A 26,760-nucleotide genomic window follows, 5' to 3' on the forward strand; every position below is an offset into this window, starting at 1 on the left:
AGCGGAAGTCTTCCTTGCTCGTTGTCCCCTTGAGGAGCAAGTATAGTTAGCATTTTACGTCTTTTTCCTTCTCTTAAAAAGTTTCTTAATCCCGCCCAAAGATTGATAAATACTTTTTATCACCCTTGCTATCCTCTTGGCACCCAAATACAAACCAAGGGAATACTTAAACAAGAGTACCAAGAGTAAGGAGAGGGCCTTAAGGGTTATAAACCCCTTATTCCTAACCCAAGTGAGGAAAGAACCTTTCTCCAATCCCAAGGCTTTAAGCTCCCTAATCAAAACCTCAATATCCCAACGATTCTCCCACGCAGTTATGATATCCTCAGCAGTATCATTAACGTTGGTAGAGAAGACCTCCTTCCAAAACCCTTATAATCATCTATTACAAGTAATTTTATGGGAATACCTAAATACTCAACTAGGTATTCCCCCTCGGGGAACTCGCCAACTGGCACAAGCCTACCACCCTCGGCGACTCGCGAGTTGGACTTAAGTTCCCCGACGGTATTAGATAAAAGAGTCCTAGAATTAACATACCAAGAGTCAAACGATTTCAATACAATGTTAAATTCTTTCTCTAGAAGTGATAGTAACTCCAAGTTGGATTTTCGTTTTAAACTCTGCTTCTTCTTGAGTATTTTTGCAACTTTTTGTGGTATGTAGGGTATTGTTACTATGTAGGTTTCGTTTGTTTTTAAGTCTTTTATTGCTATTATGAGTAGTTGTATTGTTGGTTCGTATCTTTTGTGTTCTCTGCAGTAGAAGACTTGTGCTCCGTTTCTTGATACTGGTAGTGCGTGTTGTTTGTGATCATGTGTGTCGTCTATTATTAGTTGTACTGGGTGGTCTTGTACTATCTCTTTTACTATTTTGATCAGTTTGCTAGTTTGTTAAGGTACTGTGTCGTAGTCCATGCGCGTTGCTATTTCTGTTGCTGTTCCACCCATTACTCCTCCAAGTACTAGTTTTGCTAGTGTGTCTTTTCTCAAGCTAGGTTGTGAATATTTGTTGTAATGCTTCTTGAAGTGCTTTGTAATACGCTTGGATTAGTGAGTTTGTATTCATCCGATATTTTTGTTAGTTAATTTTTAAAAAGTTTTCAAGGTCTCCTTAAACTGCAAGGATTTTCCGACAAATGCTATTTAGAAACAAACCAACAAATATTTACTATCTTAACAAACCTTAGAAGAGCTACATTGACTACTTGTATAAAATAAGATCTAGCATATAAATTTAATTATGATATCATACAGAGTATCTAATATACTTCTAATTGTTTATCGTCAACTTGATCTAATCTATTTCTATGACCTTAGAGTATTTTAAATATTCTTTAAACCCCTCTTTGTCAGTAACGTGCAATTCTACCGGGACATCAAAAGGAAGACCATAAACGTCTAAAGCTCTCTTAAATACTTCTAACTTAAACTTAAACCTCTCCTTGACTTCAGAAACAATCAGAATATCAATATCACTTAAAACCGTAATTCTGTCCTCTGCAACTCCTCCAAATACATAAACTTTAGAATTAGGGTCAATGTCCTTTGAAGCCTTAGCAATAATCTCAGCATATTCTCTCCACTTCCTTAGATGCTCAAATTTTCTTTTAACCCAGCTTGACACTTTTAACAACCTCTTCCAAGAGATCAATTAAATCAATGGCTACTTTAATAGCGTCACCTACAAACCTATCTTCAAAATCCTCCTCACCATATCTGCTATCAATATAACTTTCCTCTAGGAAAAATAAAACATCACGATTTCTAACCACAAAATCTCTAAGTTTCTTAGCCTCTTCCAAAAATCCGTTCTTTTCAAGTTCTAATGCTAACTGACCTATTAAACCTCTTATCTCATGTCCTCTCAGTCTATCCCCAATTAACTCGTAATAAACAGCCTTAATATAAAGCTGTGCAGCTTGTTCTGCAAGAAATACTTTCCAGTTAGAGTAATTAGTGCTTTTCGCTATATTAAGTGCACTCATTGCCCTTTCCTTAAGCTTTTTTACGTAATTTCCGCTCATAAATTATAGTAAACTGAAGGGCTATTAAACTTACATTCGTTTCACCAATTTGCATAATACGTAATATAAAATTTTGTGGAAACAATAAAAATATCTCATTTTCATAAAATAGGAAGTAACAAAGCGAATACCCAACACTTATTTGAGGAGATAAACGAAGCTTTTATGCTCATTCCCTAATATCATATAGATGGGTTCATACGAAAAAGCATCTTTGCTTTGTAGGAGGGCATTAAGTTACTTAAAAGTTGCTAAAGATGCTTTCCATGAAGGGCTTTATGATGTTTCGGCAACTAACTGTCAAATTTCAGCTGAACTATTAATAAAATCCACTTATCTATTTCTCGGTTTTGTATATCCAGAAACCCATAACATTAGGAAGCTTTTAAGTGAATTGGCTAACTTAACTAAACTAGAAGAGATAGGTAGATTAGTTAAGGAAAAGAGAAAGGAACTCAACTTAGTAGAACTTAGTAGATTTGAAGGCCAATATTCACCAGTTGATGTTGATTCTGAGTTAGCCTCGGATTGTTTAGATACAGTAGAAAACATAATTTTACCTCTAATGAAGAAAATATGGGGGGAGAAGTTGTGTGGGGACTAGATTACATAAAATACCTAGAAAGTAACTGGAGGAAAATTGCTGAAGGAGTAAAGTTAGCTGCTGAAAAACTGGGAAGAGTTGATAAAGTAATAGTATTTGGATCGGTAATTAAGGGCAAAATCACGGGTAGTAGCGATTTGGATATAGCAGTATTTTATGACGAGGAGCTAACAGATAAGGAAAAGATAAGGAGAGCTTTGGAAATACTTAATGGAGTAGACGAGGAAATAGCTGTAATAAATATTCAAGTACTTATGAAGAAGGAAGAGGATTTCTTTTTAAAGTTGGTCAAAGAGTATGTAGAAGTATGATACAGCCATTCTTACGACATTACAAAAATTGGGATAAAGTGTATAAATATTAATGACACTTTTTCTCAGCTCTATTAGGGAGTTTAAGGAGACTGTGATAAACAGTCATTTTTTCTTAATGGGCTAACCGTTATGGATGAGAGTTTCTTTTTTCGAGATGCTTCATAGTTCAGTCTCATCAGAGAAAGCTAATCTCAAATAGCATTTTACCCTAGACCTCAATTTCATCACCCCGAAAATAATTCAAGAGAGTTAAAAAATAGATAAAATAATTTAGCTAAATATTCTTGGAAAATAGTAATATTATCTTGTAAGAGCAAGATGGTTAGGAGTAAGCGGAAGTCTTCCTTGCTCGTTGTCCCCTTGAGGAGCAAGTATAGTGTATTCCCTAGACCCCAAATTCATTTTACAAAAATAATTACAAGGAATAATTATCTATTATCTTGAAAATTTTGTAATAAAAGTTAAGGTGGACGGAGTGGTATTACCTTAGGGGAACCAACTTGATAATACCAGACTCCATCCACCCAAAAACACTTACACAAATCAAGGAAAAATTATTTTCCATCATAAACTTCAAGGGAAGAAAGGCAGAAGAAGTCAAGAAAACACTTGTAACAGCAGCACTAACAAAAGATTCAGCAGAAAACAAGGCAAAAGAATTTGGCATCTCACCACAAACAGTAAGAAACTACGTCAGTATGGGAACCTTTTTTTTCGCGTAAAAAACGAGATGAATAAAATTCAGAAAAAATCTAATTTATGCTAACTTTTGTAGAAAAGTTTGTATAAGCGAGGGCGGACCTAACTATATGGCTAGGACAAAAGGGGTCAAGCAAATCAATAGAGACTTTATTAGGTCCGCCCTCAAATTAATTTACACAATACTAGCTCAAATATTTTTCCCTTATGAACTTAAACAACTACTGAGAACCCTACTCAAGGCTAGAGGAACCTACTTGAGCAGACTAGGAAACGAGGGAAGAAGAACCTTGAGGATCTTGAACCACATCAATGTTGAAGACATAAGAAAAGCAATCAAAGAATCGGGAAAGAAAACATTAAGAGAAACAAGAGATAAAAGAGTAGCAATAGACTTTCATACAATACCACAAGGATAAAACACTATTAAGCAGGCCAACCAAAGGGACCAGTTGGGGACTAGCCCAAGCAACAATCTTCCTACTAGGAAGAAAAAAAGCCTTCTTAGACGTTCTACCAATAACAATAAAAAGAATAGCCGAAGACTTCAAGAAGGTAATCCAAGTTCTTAAGGAAGAGTTAGACAACGAGAGACTTAAGCTCGTCATGGTCTTTGCAGATAGGGAGTTTGCAGTAAACGATGCGATCAAGTATCTCTTGGTGTGGACTTTGTCATAGCTGCTAAGGCTCAGATGTATAGGAAGTATGAGAAGAGGCTTAAGCAAGTTGATTATGCTGGGGTGAGGTATGTTGGTTTCTTGTGTGTAAGGCATGATTCTGGTGCTTATCTAGTTATACTAAAGAGGGAGGATGGTAAGGTTATAGGGTTTTTAGTTAGGTGAGGTTGATGTTAGGACTGCTGTTGTTTTGGCTGAGATGTATAGGGAGAGGTGGGGTGTTGAGAATGCTTTTCGTTCTCTTGAGGAGTTTAGGGTTAGGACTAGGACTTGTGATGTTGGGAAGGAGTTGATTCTCGTTCTTCTATCCTATTTTCTCTTGAATGTTTGGTTTTTGGTTCGTTCTTGGAGGAGGGTGAGGTTGTGGGAGTTTTGTGAGTCTCTCTTGGAGGGGCTTGAGGTATCGTGTAACTCAAGGGGTAAAAGGGTTAGGGCAAGGGTGTTATCACGGAAGGCGTTTTCCCTCAAGTCCAGCTGATTCTATGCTTCCTCTTCTGTCAACGTTAAATAAATTGTATATCTCTCGTATATTCAAGAAAAGTATTATTTATTAGTTGCAATAGGTCGAAATATATGATATTTTATCGTAAATTAATTGAATTCAATTCAATTTATTCTAAGTTTTAATTTATCTTGCAATAAACGAGATTCCCATACTGACTTTCAGCTCAGTTGTCGGAATTTATCTATCTTGGTAAGTATCAAAGCTCACGGCAATAGTTAGAAGGTACTTAACTTTTTTGTTTTCTTTTCATTTTCTCGTCATAAGTAAGTATTTTAAGCCCCAGTCTTTTAGCTAGAGAAATTATCATATAATCGTTAAAATCATCATAAGATTTAGGCGAATTTTTTATTGTGAAATATACGTCCTCCAAAGTATTTTCGACTACTTCTATCTTCGGATCAGATAAAACATTTTCTAAAACATCATCTAAATTAAATCTATTTTTTATTAAGAAGTATGCAAGTTCAGAAACAGCAATTATAGGCAAATAAGCTTTGTGTATTTTTCCCCAATCATCTATTGCTAATTTATGAAAAATATGATCCTCAAAAATTACAGCAATCACAAAATTGGTATCAACTACTACTTCTTCCAATTTCCTCTCCAGCCTCGGCTATGATTTTGTTAATATCTTCATCGGTAAACTTCCTACCTAATTTAAGGTTTAACGATGTGATATTTCCGCTTTTCTTTTCTATAATTATTTTATTATTTTCAACATAAACTAACAGTTTGTCACCAACTCGAATATTTAGTTTAGCTCTGATCGTGGAGGGGATAGTTATCTGATAGTTTCTCGTAACTTTAACTTCTTCCATATATAGTAACTTTCCATAGTAATATATAAAGTTAGCTATGATTACTCAAAAGCTTGAATGATGTTAGTAATGATTTTCCTCTCTCGATGAATTGAATAAAATTTTAGATAGAAATCTATCACATTTTTAAAGAATGATTGCCTTAATTATAAAATTTTCATTAGATTTGGCTAAATCTATTCCCTATCTTAAGTCACTGCAGGGTCCTCATAAAAGTTTAGTTCCCATTGAACAGTGTGATTATACAATAAAAATTCGGATATGGAATGAAATCGTCATAACCTTAATTTATCTGCAAATAGATCTAATCATGAATAAAAATTTATATTTTATATAATTTATATTAAATTAACTAAATTATTTTCATACTCGTCGATCTTATACAAGAACAAAAAAGGGCTATATAACAGTTCCCTAGGTGTATAGGTTTAGTTATAATCGGGAGTATCTCTAAGCTCCGCAGTTGAGGGTTATGGTTAATGTTTTTAGCAATTCCTCTTGCTTCAGACCATATTTTCCTTATATCTGTGGAACATCTCTAGGGTGCTTAATGTTCCCTTGGGTACTGTGTTTACTTGGATTAAGCGTTATGGTAGGGAGAGGCTCGTGGAGTAGGGCTAAGGATATGGTTAATGGTAGGGTTGTTACTAAGGCTGTTGATGAGATGTGGACTTACTTGTTTAGAAATGCTTGGGCTTTTTTACAAGTGGTTTTTCACGTGTTTTGTTTATACTAGTCTCGGCTTCTATTTGATTTACTCTGTTGGTGATAGGGATGAGAGGGCTTTTAGCGAGGTCAAGAGGTATTTGCCCGATGGTGGGGTTTGGGTCAGTGATGATTATAAGTTGAGGGATCACACGATTGTTTCTCCCGTTAATCCTAATGAGTGTTTACCCATGGCGTAACTTATCCTTACTTTTAATTACTTCTAATTCCGCCAAGGGCACCCCTCTTAAGGGATCATACACAGTCACCCTTAACTCATTGGGACTAGTCGAGGGAAACACCAATACCCTCCCATCCACCTTCTTTACAAGGTTAAGAGGTGCAATTGAATTCCTTTCTAACAATATTTCCCCACCATCTAAGTACCTAGCAGTAACTTTGATTACTTTAATACCCCTACCCTCGTGAGCAGAGCCCGTCATCAGGTAGGGATTAAAAACCTTGATAACCTTCTCCACTACTTGCTTACTCTTCCCCAACCTCTCACCATCAAATGGGTTTATGGAAGAAGTATATGATTCTGAAACCTCCGTGACATCTATTGGCTGAGCCTTAAGCATTTCAATGAATTTAACAACACTCCACTGATGAATCCTATGCCTAAGCTTACCATTCTTGTTACCCCCCATCCTCTCCTTAGCCTTTGATGAAAACTTACCAACCACAACCTTTACCTTTAAATCCCTAGCCAACTCAACAACCCTCTTAACACTCTTCCTCAAGATATCAAGCTTCCTCTCCCTCTCCCTCAACCTCCTCAACTTTTTCTTAATTAGCTCGTCCTTAGTTGAGTACCCCTTAGTAACCTCTTCCCTCCTCAAGGAGTAGTTAATAACAATCCTCCCTAATCCAGTCTCATAACGCCTCAACTCCTTGAGCTTGAAACCCTCAAAAACCGCTAAAGTGATATTATTCTCGTTAACGTCAATAGAAACATAATTACCTTCTTTCGTTTCCACCTCAACGTCCTTCTCAAATGTTAACCAGACTAGGACTCTCCTACCCACTAACCTTAACTTGAGTTCTTGAGAAACCCTCCAACCCTCATATAAATAGTGGATGAATTGTTTAGTGAACTTGAGGGGGATCTCAACCCAACCCTTGTGGGTTAAAACGCTAACAGACACTCTGTTAAACTTCCAATTAACCGTGTTAGGGATTGTGATCACGACCCTCTTATACTCTGGTTTCTCGTTAGTCCTTTCTTTCTCCTCTCCCTAAAACTCTTAACTATCCTACCGGCTACGATGTAGGATCCTTCAATAACCCTTGAAGGTAAGAAGGGATACTTTTCCTTATAATAACTGTAAAACCTCTCGTGCAACTTCTTCCTAGTAGTTGGTAAGCCCTCAGAGAGTATTATGTTAATCATTTCATTAACTATGTTTCTTTGGTATCCCTCAATCTCTCTAAGAACGTGGTATTTCCACTTGTTCAGAGAGTCGCTATCAAGTTTAATTGTCCTTTTCAGTGTCTTCAACACATTTTATCACCTTCTCGTACTTATGGCCGTAAATTTTTGAAGCAAAGGATTTTACGATTTCTGCAAAGTCCTCTACTAGCTCTTGTATGTAATCCTTTGGCTCATCTTGGAAAGCCACGATGATGTTTACTCCGTAAGCTTTGAATAACTCTACGAGGTATTCGAAGCCGAAACGTGTTAGTCTGTCCTTGTATGCTACTACTACTGTATCGATCTGTCTCCTCTTGGCTAATTCTATGAGTTTCTTTAATCCTCTTCTATCTTCTTTCAATCCAGAGCCAATGTCCTTAACTTCAGTTACACTCACTTCTCCGAAGGTTTTCTTAACCCATTCCTTCAACGTGTTTAGTTGTCTCTCTAAGTCGTCCTTTTGTGTGTTTGATGAGACTCTAGCGTAAATTGCTACTTGTTTAACTTTTTCTTTTCCACTTATTAATCTTTCTACTTCACTGTAAGGTATTCTCCACCTACCGTTAATTTCAATAGCCTTTATTTTCCCTTCCCTAATCCACTTAATAATACCACTCCTACTCATCCCAAAGATCTCGGCAACTTCACTAGGTGTTAAATACCTCTCCACAGTAATTAGAAGTAACTAGAAGTATTTAAAAGTTACGCAGAAATGTTACAGTCTTTTCACTCTTCGCTTAGGGATAGGCTTGTGCGTCTTAAGAGGTCTACTAAGGCTGTTAATAGGAGTTTAGAGATGGTGAAATATTCGATAGCATTAGTCTTGTGGGAGAGAAAGTTAATACCAGAATTTATAACATAATGACGACACTATGGACACACTCTTAAACATTGTAGTAAAATTTATTACTACAAAATATTAAGTAACGTATATGACAGAATGGGTTACAATATCAACTAAAGTCAGAAAAGAAGTAGTTGAAAAAGCGAGAAAGTATGGTATTAACATATCGGAAATACTTAGAGAATCGCTAGAGAAAGAAATAGAGAAGAGAGAAGAGGAAGAAGCAAGAAAGTCCTCTAAGAGAATTGCGGAGGAGTTAAAATTATCCGCAGAAGAGGTTGTAAGGCTAATTAGGGAGGACAGACAAAGGTGAAGTATGTTTTAGATACATCAGCGATTATTAATTTGATTCAAAGACTTAAAGATGAATCGATAGACCTTTTTAAAGAGTGTATAACTGCTGATTTAGTATACTATGAGCTCGGAAATTTTCTTTGGAAGATTAAGAGGATTGACTTACTATCTGACTTTACAAACATATTAAAGTTCATTAGGATAGAAAATGTGACCTTATCCAAGGAAGTATTAGAGATTGCAATTAATGAAAATCTGACTTATTATGATGCTACTTATCTATTTTTGAGTAGAAAATATAATATTCCACTAGTAAGTGACGATAAAGATTTAATAAGTAGAGGAGCAATAGAAAGTAAGAAAATTAAGAATTAAGAACCGTAACATCATTTTCCTAGAAACTTCTACAAGTTCAGACACTCTAGATAAAGTATAAAAAGGTTTTTCCTATACTAAACGAATAAAAATTCTTATAAATTAATCATAATATCGAGTAGCATTTATTGGAAAATTGTTACATTGTATAATTCATATGAACATTTACCTTAATATTTGATCTCAATTTAAGGTAAATAATAATATTTAACAGTTTTTAATATAAAAATACCAAAGCCTTATACGCAGTCTTCTAAAAAACTATTTAACCCTAAGAGTTTACGCAAAGTGCTAATCGAGGAATATGGAACCGTGGCGTGATTAGAAATAAACGTAAGTAACTATAAGGATAAAAGCTGTTATTTCTTATGATACCTTCAGTTTTCTATTGCCCTTCCATAATTAGAATTCTCCTCAACTAAAGATAATATGAAATTTATATCAAAATATTGAAGATCACTTACACCTTTCTTCCCTTAAAACAGAATTAAGTTGTTCATAAGGAAAACCTTCTTCAAACCGTTTATTAACCAAGCTCATCACTTCTTCTTGTTCGTAACTTCTTCTCTATGTTTTTACCCTTCCATATTCTCAGTATATTTATAGCTTCATTCTTCGACTTAGCGATTCCTAACTCGATCATCTTTTAATCATTTTTGCATCTTCATTTACTTGATAATTATAATTAGCAGTTATGCTATTTTCCCTTGATTCCTTATGAGTCCTAAGATAACGAAGAAACTTTTAAATTCTAACGTTAATCTATAAAAAATATAAAATATAGAAATATATCTAATGAAAAAATTTTAGTCTAACCGTTAACTCAATGAATATATTTAACTTGCGTTAAATTAGCATAACTGCTATATAATGATACTTGCCACTATATTATACAGGCTATAAGTATTTTAATATAAAAGATTTATAATCAAAACTTATTATTTTAAAACTCTATATTCCTAAAATTTTCCGTAAAATGTTAAATAAATTTTAACCAACTAAATCCATTATTAAAGTCAGTATCACTCACTGCTTGTCTTAAAAACATAGACGTATCCATATACTAGTTTCTCAATGTTAGTCCTAATAGTTCAATAATTAAAAATAAAAAAGTAGATTCACGTTGATAAGTACTTCCATGATAGTAAGATTCCTATAGTAGATAAAATTAATGCGAACAAGCCTAGATAAAGGAAGTCAATTGTTAAGTTTGTCTGTATTCCCAATAGGAGTCCTCTTATTGCACCGTTAGAGTAGGTTAGCGGATTTATATAAGCTATGGGCTTTAACCATGAGGGCATTGATTTTATTGGGTAGAATGCATTACTGGTAAACAATAGCGGTAAGTTAAGTAGGTTCATTATTGCCATTTGTGATTGCCAGTCACTCGCTCTTAATGCGAGCATTAGGAAAAGTGATGATAGCCCAAAAGACATTAGGAATAATGCTGCATAAACTCCTAAGAAATCTAAAGCGTTAATACCCGGTGCAAAAGTCATTCCCAGTAATACTGCGACTATTAAGACTATTGTTGCCTGAACTAATGATCTTATAACAGAATTTAGTACTTTAGCTATAATTATGTTTCCTCTAGGTACTGGTGTTGTTAATAATCTATCTAGCACACCTAATCTTCTGTCCCAGACTATTGACATACCGCTCTGCATCGAAGTGAATAATACGATAAAGGATAACATTCCTGCAGCTAGGAAGGAGAAGTAATCCGTTGTCCCAAATGTTTGTTTAAGTATTTCTTGTCCAATTTGATCAATTATACTCTTAGGTATCGTTATTCCGGGAAGGTTTATTGATGTGCCAGTAAATATGCTCCCTAAATTCATAGCTTTTCCAAATAATGCTATCCAGAATATTGGTTGTATTATGGATAGTAAAAGGATTACTGGGGCTTTATACCACTTCTTTAATTCTCTAGATGTTAGTGTCCATAAACCGTGATAAGGCGATAAGTTTCTCCTTTCTTCTTTTTGAGCTTCTACTGTCATCCTCTCGCCCTCCTTAAGGTTCTTCTAAATGCAAACATTTCCTGTGAGCTTGCTTCTTCATCTCTTAAACTTTTACCAGTTATCTCCATGTAAACTTCATCCATTGTAGGTTCTGTTATTGACATTCTAGTAACCTTAATACCATTTTTCATTAAGACTTCTAAGATTTCTGGTGCTTTTTCCTCCCCGTTTTTCACTTTTATTCTTATACCGTCTTGAAACTTCTTAACTTCAAGTATACCGTCAGTGAAAAGATTGGAAAGAACTGTCAGTGCTTTTTCGTCATTATTTGTTTGTAATGAGATAACATCACCACCTATTCTTTCTTTCAACTCCTTAGGTGAACCAATAGCTAGTATTTTACCTTTATCTATTATTGCAATTCTGTCCCCGTACATGTCTGCCTCTTCTAAATAATGAGTAGTTACGAATATTGTCATATCATATTCTTCCTTTAACTTTCTAATATACTGCCATATAGCTGCTCTAGTTTGTGCGTCTAAACCTATCGTTGGTTCATCAAGAAATAGCACTTTGGGTCTACTAACTAAGGACATGGCAATTTCTAATCTTCTTCTCATCCCTCCGGAATAAGTTGAGACTTTCCTATTTGCAGCATATGTTAGTTCTACCATCTCTAACAATTCCTTTGCCCTTTTTTCTGCAACGCTTTTAGGTATTCCGTAAAGCCCGGCCATCATCATAATATTTTCCCAACCTGTTAGGTCTTCATCAGCGGTATATTCTTGGGGTACTACACCTATTGACTGCCTAACTTTAGCCGGTTCTTTAATTATATCATAGCCATTAACGATTGCAGTTCCTTCTGTAGGTTTTAGCACTGTTGTTAGCATTTTGATAGTTGTTGACTTTCCTGCTCCGTTTGGTCCTAAGAAACCAAAAATCTCTCCATCATAGACTTCGAAGTTTATATGATCTACAGCCACAAAGTTACCGAATTTTTTGGTTAGGTTTATTGCTTTTATCATTACATTACGCATTTTCTATCACCCCTTGTATTTGTTTTAATAATTCTAGGATCTTCTCTTTATGAGGGTGAAGCTTATTTCTATCAACTTCTTTAAAAAACATTAAAATTCCTTTAAGTTCCTCCACTGCATCTTCCACTGAGCCGGAATATCTTGATGGTAAAAGATATTTTATCTCTTCAATTCCTTTCTGTGTAATACTGTATCTTCCGTCATCTAACTTCTCTATAACTCCCTCTTCTTCCATTTTTGCTAATAAGGGATATACTGAGCCGGGTGATGGTTTCCACCAGCCCCAGGTCATTTTATATATATCGTCAATAATATCTATTCCTCTCCTCGGAGACTGCCATAATAGCCAAAGTATAAGGTTCCTCAATCTACCTTTTTGCTTTGCTATTAATTCACTCATACTATCGAAATCGATAGTAATAAATTTAAATTTTTCGATATATCGAAATCGATAGTATGTCAATAACTCATTTGCTCTGCTATCATTAGAGAGAAAGCCTTAGCGACATCTCTTATTGATATAACACCCACACATTTTCCGTCTTTTTCAATTATCAAATGCCTAATATTGTTCCTGGTCATTAAATAAAAAGCGTCATAAATACTCTTGTTATAATCAATCCTTATTAAATTAGTTGAAGCTATTTCGATAGCTGGTGAATTGAGACTTAATCCTCTGTGGACAGCATTGACTATATCCCTCTCAGTTACGATCCCTGTTATCTTATCTCCATCCTTAAGAACTACTGAACCTACATTTTCCTTTATCATCATGTCTGCTACTTCCTTAATTGTTGAGTTTGAAGGTAGACTTACTAAATTTTTAGTAATTAATTGACCTATTAACATAAATATATATACGTAATAAAACTATTTTAGCTTTTCTATAGAGAAAATAAGGAGAGAAATAATAAAAAAGAATAAAAGGGAATTTATATTATATATCATCCGTATCTTAAAGATATTCCTAAACCGTATCTCGGGTATTTCCAGACAATGTTATTAAATGGGCAAACTATTTTACAAGCCCCGCATTCAAGGCAATTTTCATATGAGACTATTATTTTTCCTTCGACAAAAGAGTATACGTTTGCTGGACAAACGGTAATACATGGTGATTTATAAGTCTCATGACATTTATTGCAAACTTGTTGATCTTTTATCTCAAGGTGTGGTTTCTCATCTCTTTTATATCTTAGTGTGTAAAGTCTTTCTTCTACTCTCATTCTATCACCCCTAAACCTAAGATTAAATGCTTCATGAGTTTACCTAAACTGCTTTTGTAATATTTTAACTTTGAAAAGTCTCCTTCAACCCAACTTGTTAAGAAATCATTAACAAGATGAGAATAAAGGCCTATGTTTGGCAATAACTCCTTAACTAGTGGTCTTGATTTTATAACCTTAGATATTTCTCTAGCTTCGAAAAGCATTTTTGAATATGAGTAACAGTTCTCAGCCTTTCCGGCTAAGTAACCTGATATAATTGCTGGTCCAATGCCGTCAAAAGTTAGCGGGTCAACTAATCCTAACGCGTCACCAGCAACATAAACTGATCCTTCACAAGGTTTAAATGATGGAAATCCGTTCTCAGGAATTATCTTTGCCGAGTATTCCCTTAGTGAGAAACCTTTTACTAACTCTGCGTATGGCGTCTTAAATGAATCCAGAAGTTCAAAAGGTCTGATACCCATAGTTATAATCTCATCAACCCTAGCTCCAACACCTATAGCTACTGAGTCCTTGTAAGTATAAATAAAACCTGCTGATGGAAAAGGATAATCGGTTATTATCCTCCAGCTTTCTCCTTCATCACCTTGTAGATTAAACCTTTTCTCAACTTCATTTCTTGTAGATGCATAAACCTCTTTTACTCCTAAGACCGTTTCCTCGTTCTTTAACTCTCTTCTAAGCCCTAAGGACATTGAAAGTAAAGCGTTAGCTCCTTCTGCAATAACGATCTTATCTCCTTCAACGCTTCCCCTTTCAGTTATAACTTTATTACCTTCAATTCCAGTTACAGTAGTTTTAGTAATTAATAATGCTCCCGCACTTTCAGCCCTTTGAGCTAACCATTTATCGAATTTTAAACGTGAAATCGTATACAGTTTACTCTTAGGTTTAACTACAATCTCACTTTCATCATCTTTACTTCTGAAAATTAGTCTAACTCTTTTTACTATTCTTTCAAATGGGATATCCTTAGTTTCAAAGACTTTAGAAATTTCAGACTCCCTTATCATCGCCCCAGAAACATTCTTTGCTCCGGGTTCTGAGCCTCTCTCTATTAAAAGTACTTTATACCCATTTTTTGCTAAAGTATAAGCTGATGCTGAACCAGATGGACCAGCACCAATTACAATTGCATCGTATTTCATTGCGGAACACCCTTTTCCTTGACAATTTTAATTAATTCTGGGACTACTTCAAAAATATCTCCTATTACACCATAATCACAATTTTGAAATATCGGTGCTTCGGGATCTATGTTTACCGCTATTATTCTTCTCGCTCCAGAAATTCCTACAAGGTGTTGTACTGCTCCAGAAACTCCGAGAGCAATGTAAAGCTTAGGCCTAATTGTAGTCCCGGTTTGACCTATCTGTCTTTCTTTAGGATACCAGCCCATATCAGCTAAGGGCTTAGAAACACCTACAACTCCGTTAAGTACTGAAGCCAATTCCTCAGCAAGTTTAATATTTTCTGGTGACTTAATTCCCCTACCAACACCTACAACTATATCTGCTTCAGCTAGTACATTCCTCTTCTGTAGTTTAGTGTAATTCAATACTTTAAATTTAGTAGAAAGATCTTCTATTTCCTCAACTATGACTTCTCCTTCCTTTGGAATTTTAATGGGATAAAACACTCCACCTCTTACTGTTATCATAACTGGCTTATGATTAGGACAAATAATTGTACTCATTTCCTTTCCTCCGAAATCCGGTCTTGTTGAATAGATTATTCCTTTTTCATCAACATCAAAACTCACACAATCAGCAATCAATCCAGTGTCAACTTCTATTGCAGTAGTTGAAGCTAATTCCCTTGAATTTCTTGTACCAGGGAAGAATATGGCTTCAGGTTTATATTTCTTAATAACTTTTGATAAAGCCCTAGTATAAACATCATTAATGTAGAACGGAAATCCTTTAACTCTAGCATGATATACCTTATCAACACCGTAATTAAATGCCTCTTTAATAATTGGTTTAACCTCATCATCTCCAACTATTACACCAGCTAATTTAGTATCTAAGAGATCTGCTATTCTTCTCCCTTCAGACATAATTTCCCATGATACTCTGTTTACCTCATCTCCAGTATGGTCAATATAAACCCATATTTCACCATTTACCTTAGCCTTTGGTTGGGGTTTAACATATGTCTCTTTTATTTCATTGACTTCCTTCAACGATTTAACAATTTTATCATAAACCCATTGTGGTGCATCATTACCTCTGTAAATTTCTGGGTTTCTTGTTTTTGGTGGTGGATGAACTTTAATTACTTTGGTTGGTGAGCCAGATAAACCAATTTTATTAGGCTCAGCACCTATATCATCCTTAGATAATTTAGGTATCTTAACGGTTTTTGATTTAATTAGGCTAAGAATATCAGGCTCTCTGGGTTTATTTATCGTTTCTAAAACTGTAAAAACTGCAGGTAAAGGAACTTCTATTTCTTCTTCCTCGTTCTCAACAGTCCTAATTACTTTGGCTTTTCCCTCACCAATTTCTATGAATTTTGACACATAACCAACTGAAGGAATTCCCAGCCATTTTCCAGTTTGTGGTCCAACTTGTTCTGTTTCTCCATCCACTGCTCTTCTTCCGAATAAGTAAATATCGCCTTCACCAATCTTCTTTATTGCCTTGTATAAAGTATATGAGGTTGCCCATGTATCAGCACCAGCCATAGCTCTGTCAGTTATTAAATATGCCTCGTCAGCACCCATCGCTATTGCTTCTCTTAAGGCATTTTCAGCTTGTGGCGGGCCCATAGTAATTACTATAACTTTTCCACCGTACCTTTCTCTAAGCCTAATTCCCTCTTCAATTGCATGTAAATCTGGTGGGTTAATTACGGCTGGGACTCCTTCCCTTACAAGATTATTTGTTACTGGATCTATTCTTAAATCATCGGCATCTGGAACTTGCTTAATTGAAACAAATATTCTCATCAACTATAATATCTAATCATACGTATATAAATCTACATTTGATATTTTTAAAATCATATTGAATTTTTTAAACAACGCTTTAAGGTAGAGTTTTAATTAAGAAGCATAAGCTCTAATTAAATAATATACGACGTAGAAACTTTCTGGTTACAACTAGAAAGCACAATATATAATTTCGCTTGATGAAATAGTCAGGTAAAGCAAAAAGTTAAAAAAGTTAGATTCCTTTTTATTATAATATATCTTCAGGTCTAACGGGTGTCTTTGTAAACCTCTTCCCTGTCGCATCCTCTAATGCTCTGATAATCACGGCAGGTCCAACTATTAATGCGGCTTCACCTACTCCTTTAGCACCTGTAGGCCATGCTGATGTGTGAGGTTTTTCAACGAAGTAGCTCTCGAACTTTGGTGCTTCAACAGCTGTCGGTATAAAGTAATCAGCATAAGTAACAGTGAGTTGTCCATCTTCGTTAATGATAGCCTCTTCATATAATGCTTGTCCAACAGCTTGCACGGCACCCCCGTGTATTTGACCTTCAGCTAATGCCGGATTTATTACATTACCTATATCATCATATGCTTTGTATGTTAATACTCTAGGAATACCGTAGTCATTGACTTCAACAACCGCTACATGAACACCATACGGGAATGTAACATCACCAGGTAAGATTATTTGGGCTGATATTCCTAACTCTTTACCATAATAACCGTTTCTAGCTACATCATTCCAACTTACTTTTTTACTCTTATCTTTCTTATTATAGAATTCTCCACTCTCATACTCAATTTCTTCTACATCTGCATTTAATAACCTAGCCGCAATTCTCTTCATTTTTTCTAATACTTCCTTTGAAGCAACCATAGCCGCACTAGCTGCAGCAGCTGCTGTTCTTGAACCATAAGTTCCCATACTTGCTACTACTGTTTCTGTATCTCCCCATATTACCTTAATTCTATTAATATCTATTTGCAAAGTATCTGCAACTACTTGTGCGATTGCCGTTTCTGTTCCTTGACCGTGAGGAGTTCCTCCAGTGATAACTAATACATCACCGTTTTCATCGACTCTGATTTCTCCAAATTCCCAAGGGCCAAAACCACTAATTTCCAGATAATACGCCATACCAACTCCTACTTTTCTTCCCTTCTTTCTCTCTTCTTCAGCCCATTTCTTTAATTCATAGTATTGGAGTTTCTGTATTCCATCCTTTAGTAAAGCCAAGTAATCACCAGAATCATATTTCAGTCCAAAGGGATTTGTATATGGCATTTCATTTGCCCTTACTAAATTCTTCTCTCTAATAGTTACGTCGTCTAACTTTAATTCATCGGCTACAATACTCATAATTCTCTCTATGATAAATGTTGCCTCTGGTCTGCTAGCACCTCTATACATTGTAATTGGTGGGGTAGTAGTATAAACAGCCCTACTTCTTATACTAACGCCTTTAATCTTATAAGGTCCAGGTACCATTAGTGGAATTATTGCCGGTTGTAATGGTGCAGTAAGTGTTAAATAAGCACCTAAGTCGACTAGTAAGTCACCTCTTATGCCTAATACCGTACCATCGTTCTTTACTGCTACTTCTCCCTTAAACGTATTATGTCTGGCCTCTGATGCCAACATTTCCTCACTTCTTGTAGCTGTCCATCTTACGGCTCTTCCTAACTTTATTGAAGAGGCTATAACGCTAACTTCTTCTGGCATAAAGTTAACTTTGCTTCCAAAAGCTCCACCAACATCTGGCATTATTACTCTTATTTTACTAGCTGGTATTCCAAATATTCTCGCAAACTCATTTCTAGCTAAATGAGGAACTTGAGTAGAATACCATATTGTTAATGTTCCGCCTTCATAGCGTGAAACTATACCTCTAGGTTCCATTGGTGATGGAATTAATCTATTATTAGTTATTTCAACTGGGATAACTTTATCTGCTTGCTTAAAGGCTTCTTCTACATTTCCACCATTAAAGGTTTGATCAAAGGCTACATTAGTTTTTAACTCCTCGTGGATTATTACTTTATCTTCTAAAGCCTCTTCCATTTTTACTACTGATGGTAATTTCTCGTAATCAACGTTTACTTTATCAATAGCATCTCTAACAACATATTTATTTACACCAACAACTATTGCTACAGGCTCACCGGCAAATCTAACTTTATCATCAGCTAACGGCTTTCTGGGAACAAATTTCCACATCCTCGGATCTTCATATGTGGTCCAAATTCTTATACCGTCTTTTATTAAAGGTGCCAAATCCTTGTAAGTGTATACAGCAACTATACCTGGGACCTTTAGTGCATCTGTAACATCTATGCTCTTTATTTTAGCATGTGAATAGGGACTTCTTACAAATCCAGCATATAGTGCTGATATTTGAATATCGTCAACATAAGTACTTTTTCCGGTTACGAACTTATCATCATAAAGTCTTTTAACTGCTTGACCAACATACCTCATGCTCTCATCCTCCTAGAAGCATCTTGTACAGCTTTTACTATGTTTTGATAACCAGTACATCTGCAGATATTACCGTGTAAACCATCTCTTATTTCCTCTTCTGTTGGTGACGGGTTTTCCTTAAGTAAATAGTAAGTTTGCATAATCATACCAGGTGTACAATAACCGCATTGTAAGGCAAAATTATCTTTAAATGCCTCTTGGATTGGATGTAATTTACTATCTGATGATAAGCCTTCAATAGTAGTTATTTCTGCGCCATCAGCTTGAACAGCTAAAACTGTGCATGATTTAACTGACTTACCATTCATTAATACTGTACAAGCACCACAAGTAGAGGTATCGCAACCAATTTTCGTACCAGTTAAGCCTAGTTCGTCCCTTAGGAAATGTACTAATAACATTCTGGGCTCAATATCTCTTTCATACCAGACTCCGTTAACTTTTACCCTAATTTTCACTTTTTCTCCTGGTCTAACTAACAACACCTAACACCTCTTTTAACACATTTATGGTAACGAGTTGAGTAACTTTCCTTCTATAAGATGAACTCCCTCTTGAATCAGAGGGAGGATTAATGGAGTTTGAAACTTTTTCTGCAAATTCCTTAATCTTACTTAATGAAGCTTCACCAACTAGCATTTTCTCAAGCTCATAGGGCCTATAAGGCTTATCACCAACCCCAGTATAGGCTACTCTTATATCTTCAACCTTATTACCTTCAACTTTGGCTAAAACTGCCATTCCAACTAGAGCAAAGTCTCCGGCTCTTCTAACAATTTTCTCATACTTAAATTTGTAACCTTGAAGTACAGGGAATTTTATCTCTCTAAGTATTTCATCTTCTCTAAGTTCAGTAGTGAATGGACCCTTAAAGAAATCCTTTGCAGGAACTTCTCTTTCTCCAGAAGATGAAATCAAAACCATTTTTGCATCATAGGCTAAGGCTACTGCAGGATAATCTGCCGATGGATCGGCATTACTTAGACTTCCACCTATTGTACCCATGTTTCTAACTTGCATATCTCCAACTTTCGATGCTGTATGTGAAAGTAACGGTAATTTATTCTTTATAGTTAGATCTTTAACAATATCAGCGTGTTTTATCATAGAACCTATAGAGACTGTATTTCCCTCATCTCTTATGAAGTATAATTCCCTAAGAGAGTTAAGGTCAACAAGGAATTTAGGCTGTATAAGGCGAAACTTTAACATAGGTATTAAACTTTGTCCGCCAGCAAGAGGTTTTGTTCCTCCACCACTCATAAAATCTAATGCGTCCGCAAGAGATGATGGTCTATAGTATCCGAATTGAGGAGGAAACATTAAGTCTTTCTACTCATTACAATATAAAAATTTTTGTATTCGTTTCGTATAAAAAGTAATTAATGTAAAATATGAACAACTATTCATATTTTTTCTTAGCATTATTATGGTAACAAATGAGGTAAAACTATTTCCAATTTGAGAGAAAATGGAAAGATTAAACTGTAATGATTAATTCGATTTTGACTATATAACAAGTTTTTAATTATTTAACGTTCAATTGGTACACCTACTAAATTACCATACTCTACCCATGAACCATCATAGAGTCTAACATTTTTATAGAAAAGAACTTCTTTCAGCACGTACCAAACTGCTGAAGCTCTCGCTCCAGTCCTACAGTATACTACTATTTCTTTATCCTTATTTATACTAGAAAATATTTTTTCTAGTTCTTCTCTTTCTTTCAAAGTGCCGTCTTCATTAAATAAGAGTGTCCAGGGTATATTCTTGGCATTGGGTATATGGCCACTAACTTGCGTTTGTTCACATTTATGTTCTGGTGGAGCAGATGTTAAACCTTCATACTCTTCTCTATTTCTAGCATCTATTAATTCGACGGAGTTCAACTTTGAAAGTAATTCCCATAAAAGTATACGCGAACTCCAATCTACTCTCTTAACAACGTAATTAGATTTTTCTGATGAAATCGTAGTCTTATTCTCTACTGGATAGCCTTCTTTTAACCATTTATATATACCACCATTAAGTATAGCAACATTTTCGTGACCGTAAGCTTTCATTAACCAATAAGTATAAAATGCATATCTGTTACCCATGTCACTATATAAAACGATTAAGTCGTCCTCTTTGATTCCTAAATTACCTAGTACTTTACTAAACTTTTCTGGTGGTGCAAAATCTCTTATCTTGTCATGAAGTAGTGACTTCCATGGTAAAAGTAATGCATTAGGTATATGACCTTCATAATAATTAATTTCTGGATCAAAATCTATTTCGAGAATCTTCACTTCATTTAAATTCTCGTAAAGCCATTTTACACTTACAAGCATAATTTGAAAGTATAATATTAGTTAAAAAGGTTAGCTTCACATTTATTATAGTTTAAGCATAATTTGAAAGTATATTTATATTCATACTCTGTAAGTAGTAATTGATGGTAGAAATAGGAGAGTTAGCCCCAGATTTTGAGTTACCGGATACAGAATTAAAGAAAGTAAAGCTCTCAGACCTAAAAGGAAAAGTAGTAGTTCTAGCATTCTATCCAGCAGCTTTTACACAAGTTTGTACTAAGGAAATGTGTACTTTCAGAGATTCTATGGCTAAATTTAATGAAGTAAATGCTGTAGTACTAGGAATCAGTGTTGATCCTCCATTTAGTAATAAAGCTTTTAAAGAACATAATAAACTAAACTTTACTATTTTAAGCGATTATAACAGAGAAGTAGTTAAAAAATATAATGTAGCATGGGAATTTCCAGCACTTCCTGGATATATTCTAGCTAAAAGAGCTGTTTTCGTAATAGATAAGGAAGGTAAAGTAAGATATAAGTGGGTTTCAGACGATCCTACGAAAGAACCACCTTATGATGAAATCGAAAAAGTTGTAAAATCCTTAAGTTAAAATTTTTTATAGTGACCCCTCTTGTTAAGATCACAACTTTATGTCCCGGGTAATAATGAGAAAATGATTAAGAAAACTGAGAGTATAAATGCAGATTCTTTTATTTTTGATTTAGAGGATGCTGTACCGACACAAGAAAAAGATAAGGCTAGAGAACTGCTCTTATCTCTTTTGCCCTCATTAAACATTAAAAGAAGCTTAATTTGCGTTAGAATCAACTCGCTCTCAACTAAAGAATCTATAAAGGATCTTGATTTCGTGATAAAAAGTGATGTTGATTGTATAGTTATTCCTAAAGCCGAAATTGATCTTTCTTTCCTTCATAAAATGACTGGAAAGAAAGTTTTACCAATAATAGAAACAGCAAAGGGTCTCATTAAAATTGAAGATATAATTAGGAGTGAAGGAATAATAGGAATAAGTTGGGGTGCAGCTGACTTAGCTGATAGCTTGAAGGCCAATTTGCCTAAGATAGAAGGAAGTGAGTATATAAGACTGAAAATTGTAAGCATAGCTAGGACATACGGTATTCCTCCAATTGATAAAGTATTTTTTGATGTAAGAGACTTAGAGAGTTTTAGGAAGGAATGTGAATTAGCAAGATCTTTTGGTTTTGAAGGAAAACAGGTTATTCATCCTAATCAAGTTACAATAGCTAATGAAGTGTTTTCTCCAAGTAAAGAGGAAATAGAATGGGCAAAAAAGGTAGTAGAAGAATACGAAAAATATGCTTCTGCAGGAAGGGGTGCAATAACTATAGATGGCAAATTAGTAGATGCCGTTCATTATAGAATTGCGAAAAGAATTTTAGAGCCATCATAATATGACCTTACCCTCATATATACTCTTTATTCTTTCCCACATTTTATCTATATATTCTTCAAGACCTTTTATAATTTCTGGCGAAACCCCCTTATATCTACCCTGTATCTTTAAGAACTCCTCGATTGGTTTTCTCGTTCTTCTGTCGAGACAATGCATACTCTCTTGAGAAATAGTTAATTTACCATTTTCATATTCTATTAAGGGCCAATAACATGTTTGAACTGCTAATTTCCCTACTTCAGCTGTTTTAGAAGGGTCAAACATCCAACCATAAGGATCTGGAGTTAAAACTTGAATATACGTAAAACCTTCAATATTCCTAGCCTTTTTAACTTTTTCCATTAAATCATGTAGATAGCCTACACTAGCCGTAGCAACATAAGGAATGTGATGAGCCATCATAATAAGCGGTAAGTCTTTTTTATTTTCTCTTTTACCACCAGGTGTTGAAGCTGTTTTAGCTCCAAATGGTGTAGAACCACTTCTATGTCCTCCAGTATTCATATAGGCTTCGTTATCAACACAAATATAAAGAATGTTATCATTTCTTTCAGCAGCACCGCTTAATGAAGCAAAACCTATATCTGCAGTACCACCATCTCCTGCCCATACAACTGGTTTAATGTTTTTGTTCCTCATCTTAAATGCCTTAGCCATTCCAGCAGCTGCTGCAGGACCAGCTGCAAAAGCTATATTTAATACTGGATAATTATAAGTTGATTTTGGACCCATACCTTGAATTATCGAAGAACAACCCGCAACAACAATAAATACTGCATTTTCTCCTAGAGCCATACTTATTGATTTTAATGCTATATTCTCTGGACAGCCTGGACAAGCTGAAGTACCAGGTAATAATCGGGGTTTATTTAATATATCTCGGATTCCTAAGCTCAACTTTTTCCACCTCACTCGGATAAAACCATTCGCCGTCTGTCTTACCTTCAATAAACTTTTTCGTTAGGGAAGAAATTGCATCCTTATTAATAGCTACTCCGCCTAAACCAGTAACTACTCCTTTTATATTAACATCTGGTAAAGTTGCTTTTAGCTCTAAGTATAAATGCCCTCCTCTACCAAAGCTTACTGACCTATCAAGCACTAAGATTCCGTCTTTATCTCCTAGTTTTCTTTTAATATCTTCTTCATCCCAAGGTCTAACATATCTGATCCTATAGAGACCTATTTTCACTCCCATATTTCTTAATTCATCTACAACTTGCATAGCATCTAAAGACCACGCACCCATGGATACTAGAGCATATTCCGCATCATCGAGTTTATAAGATTCGTTTAAAGAAGAATATGAACCTACTGGTACTACTTTTTTCTCATATTCCTTTCCAATTTCTTTGATTACCTCCTTAGAGTTTAACATAGCTAGATGCATTGAATGTCTAAACTTCATGTAATCAATTGGTTGAAACATATTTCCAATATCAACAGGATCTTCTGGATCTAAAACATAAGGCTGCTTCCTTGGGGGTAAGAACGAATCAACTTCTTCTTGGCTAGGAATATAAACTCTGGTCTTAGTGTGGGAAAGAATAAATCCGTCCATTCCTACCATCATTGGCAAGAAAACCCTTTCATCTTCAGATATTTTAAAGGCTTGAATTGTTAGATCTAAAGCTTCTTGAGGAGTTGACGCAAATGCCATAATCCAACCACTATCTCTCTCGCTCATAAAATCCGTATGCTCATTCCAAATATTCCATGGAGCTCCAACAGCTCTGGTACCTACAGTCATAACAATCGGTATTCTGCTACCAGCGACCCACCAAATCATTTCATGCATGTAGAGTAGTCCTTGAGATGCAGTAGCAGTATAAACTCTTACTCCAGCAGATGCAGCACCATAGACAGCTGCCATTGCAGAATGCTCGCTCTCAACTCTAATTACTTCAGCATCTAATTCCCCTTTATCTCTCATAGCAGCAAGTTCTTCTATTATATATGTCTGTGGTGTTATAGGATAAATTGCTATCACTTTTACCCTAGACAGTTTAACTCCTAAAGCTACAGCTTCATTTCCAGAAATTACTTTGCTAATCATTTTCACTCACCATACTTATTGCTTTTACTGGGCATACGTTTGAACAGACTCCACAACCTTTGCAGTACTCATAATTTATTGATACTTTACCATCAGTTGGTATGATAGTATTTTCTGGGCACCATAAGAAACAAGCTTTGCAGCCAATACACTTATTTAAATTAACAACTGGCTTTACGATTCGCCAATTTCCAGTTTTACCCCCACCACCTTCAGAGGGTCTACTTACAGGGAAGAACTGATAATCAAGCGACAATTGGACTCACCACCATTGTTTTCTCATACGCTATTCTTACTGCCTTCTTGTTTAGTTCAGCAATTTTACCTTCAAATTCTTCGTCAATTGCCTTTTCAAGCGAGGGTAAGGAAATATAATTTACTGCCTTTAAGAGCGAACCTAAAACTACTACATTAACTAAAGGCCAACCGGATTTAACCAAGCCTAACTCCCTAGCTATTTGAGTTGCATTAACATAAAATGTAGTATAACTAAGTCTGGGTTCTGAAGGAGAATTGAGAACTATCACCCCCTTTGATTTTAACCCTTTAAGTGGATTAGAGATTTTTAATAATGAGGGGTCTAAAATTACAACATAATCTGGATATTCAATTGGAGAAGTAATTCTTATAGGTTGTGAATCAATTCTACAATAAGCCTCTATTTCTGCACCCCTTCTTTCTGCACCATAAAAAGGAAAGGCTGAGCTCCAAAAACCTTCAATATCTGCTGCAATAGCTAACAAATTCGCGGCTGTTACTACACCTTGTCCTCCTCTCCCGTGAAATCTTATTTCGAGCAATAAAAACCACTCTCAAAATGTAATTTATTTTCCATACTTTAAAAAGTTGAGTATTAAAAAAGTTTATGGAGTTGGTAGACCATAGTATGTAATCTTTTCAAAGAAATTACGTCTTGCTATGATTTCTGATGAAATACCAACTAATGAGGCTAGAATACTTATTAACGGGATAAAGATAGAAATTACCAAGAGTATCAAATACGGTATATGTAGTATTTTCTCTTTTCTTGCAAAACCTATTTCAATAACTCCAAAAACTAGAGGAATTAGTAAGAATAGCAGAGAGTGAGTGAAGTAAAACCCTAATGGAAACACGGTAAATATAGTACCTATGAAGGATAATGGTGTATTGGGATTATACCAAGAGGGTGTGGTCTTTAACATATATATCATAATGGACGAAAATACAGATAAGGAAATTAGTGTAAGTGATAAGTAGTATAAACTGGGTATTACGAGTTCCAAAAGTAGTGAAAGGAATGATAAACCGCCAAAGAATACTTCCCTACTAAGCCAAGAAGATTTTAAATTCATTATAACCCTATAAGCCCTTTCTCTTCTATTAACGTGGAAAATCGACGGAACTAAACCAATAGCTAAAAGAATGAGAGAGATTAAGGAATAAAACGGAATCCTAGTTATAAGAATCCCTAGAGAGAGTTCAGAAAGAATTGTAAAGAGTAAAAGTTCAATGTATCTTTCCTCTCTTCTTCTCTTTAGCGGTGAAGCCTTGATCTCTTCCTCTTTGGGCTTCTCTATTTCAAGCTTAGGTTTTGTAATATCATAAGGTGCTAGGTAAGGTGCATCATATTTAGGCTTATCTATCCAACCGAAAGATAGTGCACCAGTAGGACATGATTCAACACAATAAGGCAATCCTTCTTTTTTTAAAATCCTTTGCCTACATAAATCACACTTTGTCATTATTCCTTCATGGTTAAACTTAGGTTCTTCATAAGGACAAGCCCACTGGCAATAACCACAACCTATACATTCATTACCATTTATGTAAACTATTCCCATATCATCTTTATGTATAGCATTGGCTGGGCAAACTTTCATACAAAGGGGATTCTCACAATGATTACAAGCAATAGAAATACCAATTTTTACCTCATTTTGAAACACCAAAAGAGACCTCCAGTTCAAGTTCCCATAATGTTCATTACAAGCGTTAACGCAAGCGTTGCAGACTATGCATTTATTAGGATCGAATATAAATCCTAGACTTCTCTCCATA

General features: G+C 35.2%; 28 protein-coding genes and 5 pseudogenes. 10 read left to right on the forward strand and 23 right to left on the reverse strand.

Annotated elements, in window-relative coordinates; translation table 11 throughout:
* Nucleotides 1–54 precede the first annotated feature (54 nt).
* The 3 genes and pseudogenes from D1869_RS09930 to D1869_RS09940 all read right to left on the reverse strand — a co-directional run bounded on the left by D1869_RS09930 (nt 55) and on the right by D1869_RS09940 (nt 2,026).
* Nucleotides 55–1,068: pseudogene (locus tag D1869_RS09930) on the reverse strand (transposase).
* 228 nt (nt 1,069–1,296) lie between these two features.
* Nucleotides 1,297–1,626, reverse strand: a complete 330-nt coding sequence (locus D1869_RS09935) for a nucleotidyltransferase domain-containing protein (protein ID WP_156014965.1) — start codon at nt 1,624–1,626, stop codon at nt 1,297–1,299.
* The gene (locus tag D1869_RS09940) at nt 1,610–2,026 is read right to left on the reverse strand and encodes a HEPN domain-containing protein (RefSeq protein WP_156014966.1); all 417 of its coding nucleotides are present in this window, start codon (nt 2,024–2,026) and stop codon (nt 1,610–1,612) included. Before D1869_RS09940 ends, D1869_RS09935 begins: the two co-directional genes overlap by 17 nt.
* A 190-nt stretch (nt 2,027–2,216) precedes the next feature.
* On the opposite strand from D1869_RS09940, the gene D1869_RS09945 reads away from it, so the two are divergent.
* The 4 genes and pseudogenes from D1869_RS09945 to D1869_RS09960 all read left to right on the forward strand — a co-directional run bounded on the left by D1869_RS09945 (nt 2,217) and on the right by D1869_RS09960 (nt 4,798).
* Entirely contained in the window at nt 2,217–2,630 is a 414-nt protein-coding gene (locus D1869_RS09945) for a HEPN domain-containing protein (RefSeq protein ID WP_156014967.1), read from the forward strand.
* Nucleotides 2,618–2,941, forward strand: a complete 324-nt coding sequence (locus tag D1869_RS09950; protein WP_231113594.1) for a nucleotidyltransferase domain-containing protein — start codon at nt 2,618–2,620, stop codon at nt 2,939–2,941. Before D1869_RS09945 ends, D1869_RS09950 begins: the two co-directional genes overlap by 13 nt.
* Before the next feature lie 503 nt (nt 2,942–3,444).
* A complete protein-coding gene (locus tag D1869_RS09955; protein ID WP_231113595.1) occupies nt 3,445–3,666 on the forward strand; it encodes a DUF4322 domain-containing protein in 222 nt (73 codons plus the stop codon).
* An 87-nt stretch (nt 3,667–3,753) separates the two neighbouring features.
* Nucleotides 3,754–4,798 (forward strand): annotated as a pseudogene (locus tag D1869_RS09960) (transposase).
* Nucleotides 4,799–5,051: 253 nt separating this feature from the next.
* On the opposite strand, the gene D1869_RS09965 reads toward D1869_RS09960, so the two are convergent.
* Both D1869_RS09965 and D1869_RS09970 read right to left on the reverse strand, forming a co-directional pair.
* Nucleotides 5,052–5,420, reverse strand: a complete 369-nt coding sequence (locus tag D1869_RS09965) for a PIN domain-containing protein (protein ID WP_156014969.1) — start codon at nt 5,418–5,420, stop codon at nt 5,052–5,054.
* Nucleotides 5,401–5,643: an AbrB/MazE/SpoVT family DNA-binding domain-containing protein gene (locus D1869_RS09970; RefSeq protein ID WP_156014970.1), complete on the reverse strand. Its 243-nt coding sequence runs from the start codon at nt 5,641–5,643 to the stop codon at nt 5,401–5,403. Before D1869_RS09970 ends, D1869_RS09965 begins: the two co-directional genes overlap by 20 nt.
* Before the next feature lie 534 nt (nt 5,644–6,177).
* Here D1869_RS09970 and D1869_RS09975 point away from each other — a divergent pair.
* Nucleotides 6,178–6,530: pseudogene (locus D1869_RS09975) on the forward strand (IS1 family transposase); the annotation flags it as partial.
* 3 nt (nt 6,531–6,533) lie between these two features.
* On the opposite strand, the pseudogene D1869_RS09980 reads toward D1869_RS09975, so the two are convergent.
* Nucleotides 6,534–7,840, reverse strand: a pseudogene (locus D1869_RS09980) (IS200/IS605 family accessory protein TnpB-related protein).
* Nucleotides 7,824–8,432 (reverse strand): IS607 family transposase, encoded by a 609-nt coding sequence (locus tag D1869_RS09985; RefSeq protein WP_156014971.1) that lies wholly within the window; start codon nt 8,430–8,432, stop codon nt 7,824–7,826. Before D1869_RS09985 ends, D1869_RS09980 begins: the two are co-directional and overlap by 17 nt.
* Nucleotides 8,433–8,480: 48 nt before the next feature.
* Here D1869_RS09985 and D1869_RS09990 point away from each other — a divergent pair.
* The 3 genes and pseudogenes from D1869_RS09990 to D1869_RS10000 all read left to right on the forward strand — a co-directional run.
* Nucleotides 8,481–8,624 (forward strand): annotated as a pseudogene (locus D1869_RS09990) (IS1 family transposase); the annotation flags it as partial.
* 70 nt (nt 8,625–8,694) lie between these two features.
* Nucleotides 8,695–8,919 (forward strand): type II toxin-antitoxin system CcdA family antitoxin, encoded by a 225-nt coding sequence (locus D1869_RS09995; protein WP_156014972.1) that lies wholly within the window; start codon nt 8,695–8,697, stop codon nt 8,917–8,919.
* Nucleotides 8,916–9,275, forward strand: coding sequence for a type II toxin-antitoxin system VapC family toxin (locus D1869_RS10000; RefSeq protein WP_156014973.1), 360 nt, complete (start codon nt 8,916–8,918; stop codon nt 9,273–9,275). Before D1869_RS09995 ends, D1869_RS10000 begins: the two co-directional genes overlap by 4 nt.
* Before the next feature lie 1,118 nt (nt 9,276–10,393).
* Here the strand turns inward: D1869_RS10000 and D1869_RS10005 are convergent.
* From D1869_RS10005 to D1869_RS10055, 11 genes are all read right to left on the reverse strand, one after another.
* Nucleotides 10,394–11,278: an ABC transporter permease gene (locus tag D1869_RS10005; protein WP_156014974.1), complete on the reverse strand. Its 885-nt coding sequence runs from the start codon at nt 11,276–11,278 to the stop codon at nt 10,394–10,396.
* Nucleotides 11,275–12,279, reverse strand: a complete 1,005-nt coding sequence (locus tag D1869_RS10010) for an ATP-binding cassette domain-containing protein (protein ID WP_156014975.1) — start codon at nt 12,277–12,279, stop codon at nt 11,275–11,277. Before D1869_RS10010 ends, D1869_RS10005 begins: the two co-directional genes overlap by 4 nt.
* Nucleotides 12,272–12,679: a PadR family transcriptional regulator gene (locus D1869_RS10015; RefSeq protein WP_156014976.1), complete on the reverse strand. Its 408-nt coding sequence runs from the start codon at nt 12,677–12,679 to the stop codon at nt 12,272–12,274. The genes D1869_RS10010 and D1869_RS10015 overlap by 8 nt, the downstream gene beginning before the upstream one ends.
* A 59-nt stretch (nt 12,680–12,738) precedes the next feature.
* Nucleotides 12,739–13,128 carry a CBS domain-containing protein gene (locus D1869_RS10020; RefSeq protein WP_156014977.1) on the reverse strand — a complete coding sequence of 130 codons (390 nt, stop codon included), beginning with the start codon at nt 13,126–13,128 and terminating at the stop codon, nt 12,739–12,741.
* Between the two features lie 95 nt (nt 13,129–13,223).
* Nucleotides 13,224–13,505: a ferredoxin family protein gene (locus D1869_RS10025; RefSeq protein WP_156014978.1), complete on the reverse strand. Its 282-nt coding sequence runs from the start codon at nt 13,503–13,505 to the stop codon at nt 13,224–13,226.
* Nucleotides 13,502–14,656, reverse strand: coding sequence for an NAD(P)/FAD-dependent oxidoreductase (locus tag D1869_RS10030; RefSeq protein WP_156014979.1), 1,155 nt, complete (start codon nt 14,654–14,656; stop codon nt 13,502–13,504). The genes D1869_RS10025 and D1869_RS10030 overlap by 4 nt, the downstream gene beginning before the upstream one ends.
* Nucleotides 14,653–16,461 (reverse strand): FAD-binding protein, encoded by a 1,809-nt coding sequence (locus D1869_RS10035; protein ID WP_156014980.1) that lies wholly within the window; start codon nt 16,459–16,461, stop codon nt 14,653–14,655. The genes D1869_RS10030 and D1869_RS10035 overlap by 4 nt, the downstream gene beginning before the upstream one ends.
* Nucleotides 16,462–16,693: 232 nt before the next feature.
* Complete coding sequence (gene cutA / locus D1869_RS10040; RefSeq protein ID WP_156014981.1) at nt 16,694–18,928, reverse strand: glyceraldehyde dehydrogenase subunit alpha; 2,235 nt, start codon at nt 18,926–18,928, stop codon at nt 16,694–16,696.
* Nucleotides 18,925–19,416 carry a glyceraldehyde dehydrogenase subunit gamma gene (gene cutC, locus D1869_RS10045; protein WP_156014982.1) on the reverse strand — a complete coding sequence of 164 codons (492 nt, stop codon included), beginning with the start codon at nt 19,414–19,416 and terminating at the stop codon, nt 18,925–18,927. Before cutC ends, cutA begins: the two co-directional genes overlap by 4 nt.
* Nucleotides 19,403–20,254 (reverse strand): glyceraldehyde dehydrogenase subunit beta, encoded by an 852-nt coding sequence (cutB, locus tag D1869_RS10050; protein ID WP_156014983.1) that lies wholly within the window; start codon nt 20,252–20,254, stop codon nt 19,403–19,405. Before cutB ends, cutC begins: the two co-directional genes overlap by 14 nt.
* 209 nt (nt 20,255–20,463) lie before the next feature.
* Nucleotides 20,464–21,267 carry a sulfurtransferase gene (locus D1869_RS10055; RefSeq protein ID WP_156014984.1) on the reverse strand — a complete coding sequence of 268 codons (804 nt, stop codon included), beginning with the start codon at nt 21,265–21,267 and terminating at the stop codon, nt 20,464–20,466.
* A gap of 104 nt (nt 21,268–21,371) precedes the next feature.
* Between D1869_RS10055 and D1869_RS10060 the strand changes: the two genes are divergently transcribed.
* Together D1869_RS10060 and D1869_RS10065 are read left to right on the forward strand one after the other, a co-directional pair.
* On the forward strand, nt 21,372–21,839 hold the full coding sequence (locus D1869_RS10060; RefSeq protein WP_156014985.1) for a peroxiredoxin: 468 nt from the start codon (nt 21,372–21,374) through the stop codon (nt 21,837–21,839).
* A gap of 63 nt (nt 21,840–21,902) precedes the next feature.
* Nucleotides 21,903–22,661, forward strand: coding sequence for an HpcH/HpaI aldolase/citrate lyase family protein (locus D1869_RS10065; protein ID WP_156015949.1), 759 nt, complete (start codon nt 21,903–21,905; stop codon nt 22,659–22,661).
* Here the strand turns inward: D1869_RS10065 and porB are convergent.
* The 5 genes from porB to D1869_RS10090 form a co-directional block, all read right to left on the reverse strand.
* Entirely contained in the window at nt 22,656–23,561 is a 906-nt protein-coding gene (porB, locus tag D1869_RS10070; RefSeq protein ID WP_156014986.1) for a pyruvate synthase subunit PorB, read from the reverse strand. The two genes, D1869_RS10065 and porB, sit on opposite strands and share 6 nt — an antisense overlap.
* The gene (locus D1869_RS10075; protein ID WP_156014987.1) at nt 23,530–24,720 is read right to left on the reverse strand and encodes a pyruvate ferredoxin oxidoreductase; all 1,191 of its coding nucleotides are present in this window, start codon (nt 24,718–24,720) and stop codon (nt 23,530–23,532) included. The genes porB and D1869_RS10075 overlap by 32 nt, the downstream gene beginning before the upstream one ends.
* The gene (locus D1869_RS10080) at nt 24,713–24,976 is read right to left on the reverse strand and encodes a 4Fe-4S dicluster domain-containing protein (protein ID WP_156014988.1); all 264 of its coding nucleotides are present in this window, start codon (nt 24,974–24,976) and stop codon (nt 24,713–24,715) included. Before D1869_RS10080 ends, D1869_RS10075 begins: the two co-directional genes overlap by 8 nt.
* The gene (locus tag D1869_RS10085) at nt 24,966–25,520 is read right to left on the reverse strand and encodes a 2-oxoacid:acceptor oxidoreductase family protein (protein ID WP_156014989.1); all 555 of its coding nucleotides are present in this window, start codon (nt 25,518–25,520) and stop codon (nt 24,966–24,968) included. The genes D1869_RS10080 and D1869_RS10085 overlap by 11 nt, the downstream gene beginning before the upstream one ends.
* 63 nt (nt 25,521–25,583) lie before the next feature.
* On the reverse strand, nt 25,584–26,759 hold the full coding sequence (locus tag D1869_RS10090; protein ID WP_156014990.1) for a DmsC/YnfH family molybdoenzyme membrane anchor subunit: 1,176 nt from the start codon (nt 26,757–26,759) through the stop codon (nt 25,584–25,586).
* Nucleotide 26,760: the final 1 nt, after the last annotated feature.

Origin of the sequence: Sulfurisphaera ohwakuensis (assembly GCF_009729055.1) — an archaeon.
GTDB classification, from domain to species: domain Archaea; phylum Thermoproteota; class Thermoprotei_A; order Sulfolobales; family Sulfolobaceae; genus Sulfurisphaera; species Sulfurisphaera ohwakuensis.

Excerpts from the sequence above, each read along its gene's own strand:
- D1869_RS09940 (WP_156014966.1), bottom strand. The coding sequence starts at position 2,026 with ATGAGCGGAAATTACGTAAAAAAGCTTAAGGAAAGGGCAATGAGTGCA.
- D1869_RS09945 (WP_156014967.1), top strand. The coding sequence starts at position 2,217 with ATGGGTTCATACGAAAAAGCATCTTTGCTTTGTAGGAGGGCATTAAGT.
- D1869_RS09970 (WP_156014970.1), bottom strand. The coding sequence starts at position 5,643 with ATGGAAGAAGTTAAAGTTACGAGAAACTATCAGATAACTATCCCCTCC.
- D1869_RS09995 (WP_156014972.1), top strand. The coding sequence starts at position 8,695 with ATGACAGAATGGGTTACAATATCAACTAAAGTCAGAAAAGAAGTAGTT.
- D1869_RS10005 (WP_156014974.1), bottom strand. The coding sequence starts at position 11,278 with ATGACAGTAGAAGCTCAAAAAGAAGAAAGGAGAAACTTATCGCCTTAT.
- D1869_RS10010 (WP_156014975.1), bottom strand. The coding sequence starts at position 12,279 with ATGCGTAATGTAATGATAAAAGCAATAAACCTAACCAAAAAATTCGGT.
- D1869_RS10015 (WP_156014976.1), bottom strand. The coding sequence starts at position 12,679 with ATGAGTGAATTAATAGCAAAGCAAAAAGGTAGATTGAGGAACCTTATA.
- D1869_RS10020 (WP_156014977.1), bottom strand. The coding sequence starts at position 13,128 with ATGTTAATAGGTCAATTAATTACTAAAAATTTAGTAAGTCTACCTTCA.
- D1869_RS10025 (WP_156014978.1), bottom strand. The coding sequence starts at position 13,505 with ATGAGAGTAGAAGAAAGACTTTACACACTAAGATATAAAAGAGATGAG.
- D1869_RS10030 (WP_156014979.1), bottom strand. The coding sequence starts at position 14,656 with ATGAAATACGATGCAATTGTAATTGGTGCTGGTCCATCTGGTTCAGCA.
- D1869_RS10035 (WP_156014980.1), bottom strand. The coding sequence starts at position 16,461 with ATGAGAATATTTGTTTCAATTAAGCAAGTTCCAGATGCCGATGATTTA.
- cutA (WP_156014981.1), bottom strand. The coding sequence starts at position 18,928 with ATGAGGTATGTTGGTCAAGCAGTTAAAAGACTTTATGATGATAAGTTC.
- cutB (WP_156014983.1), bottom strand. The coding sequence starts at position 20,254 with ATGTTTCCTCCTCAATTCGGATACTATAGACCATCATCTCTTGCGGAC.
- D1869_RS10055 (WP_156014984.1), bottom strand. The coding sequence starts at position 21,267 with ATGCTTGTAAGTGTAAAATGGCTTTACGAGAATTTAAATGAAGTGAAG.
- D1869_RS10060 (WP_156014985.1), top strand. The coding sequence starts at position 21,372 with ATGGTAGAAATAGGAGAGTTAGCCCCAGATTTTGAGTTACCGGATACA.
- D1869_RS10065 (WP_156015949.1), top strand. The coding sequence starts at position 21,903 with ATGATTAAGAAAACTGAGAGTATAAATGCAGATTCTTTTATTTTTGAT.
- D1869_RS10075 (WP_156014987.1), bottom strand. The coding sequence starts at position 24,720 with ATGATTAGCAAAGTAATTTCTGGAAATGAAGCTGTAGCTTTAGGAGTT.
- D1869_RS10090 (WP_156014990.1), bottom strand. The coding sequence starts at position 26,759 with ATGGAGAGAAGTCTAGGATTTATATTCGATCCTAATAAATGCATAGTC.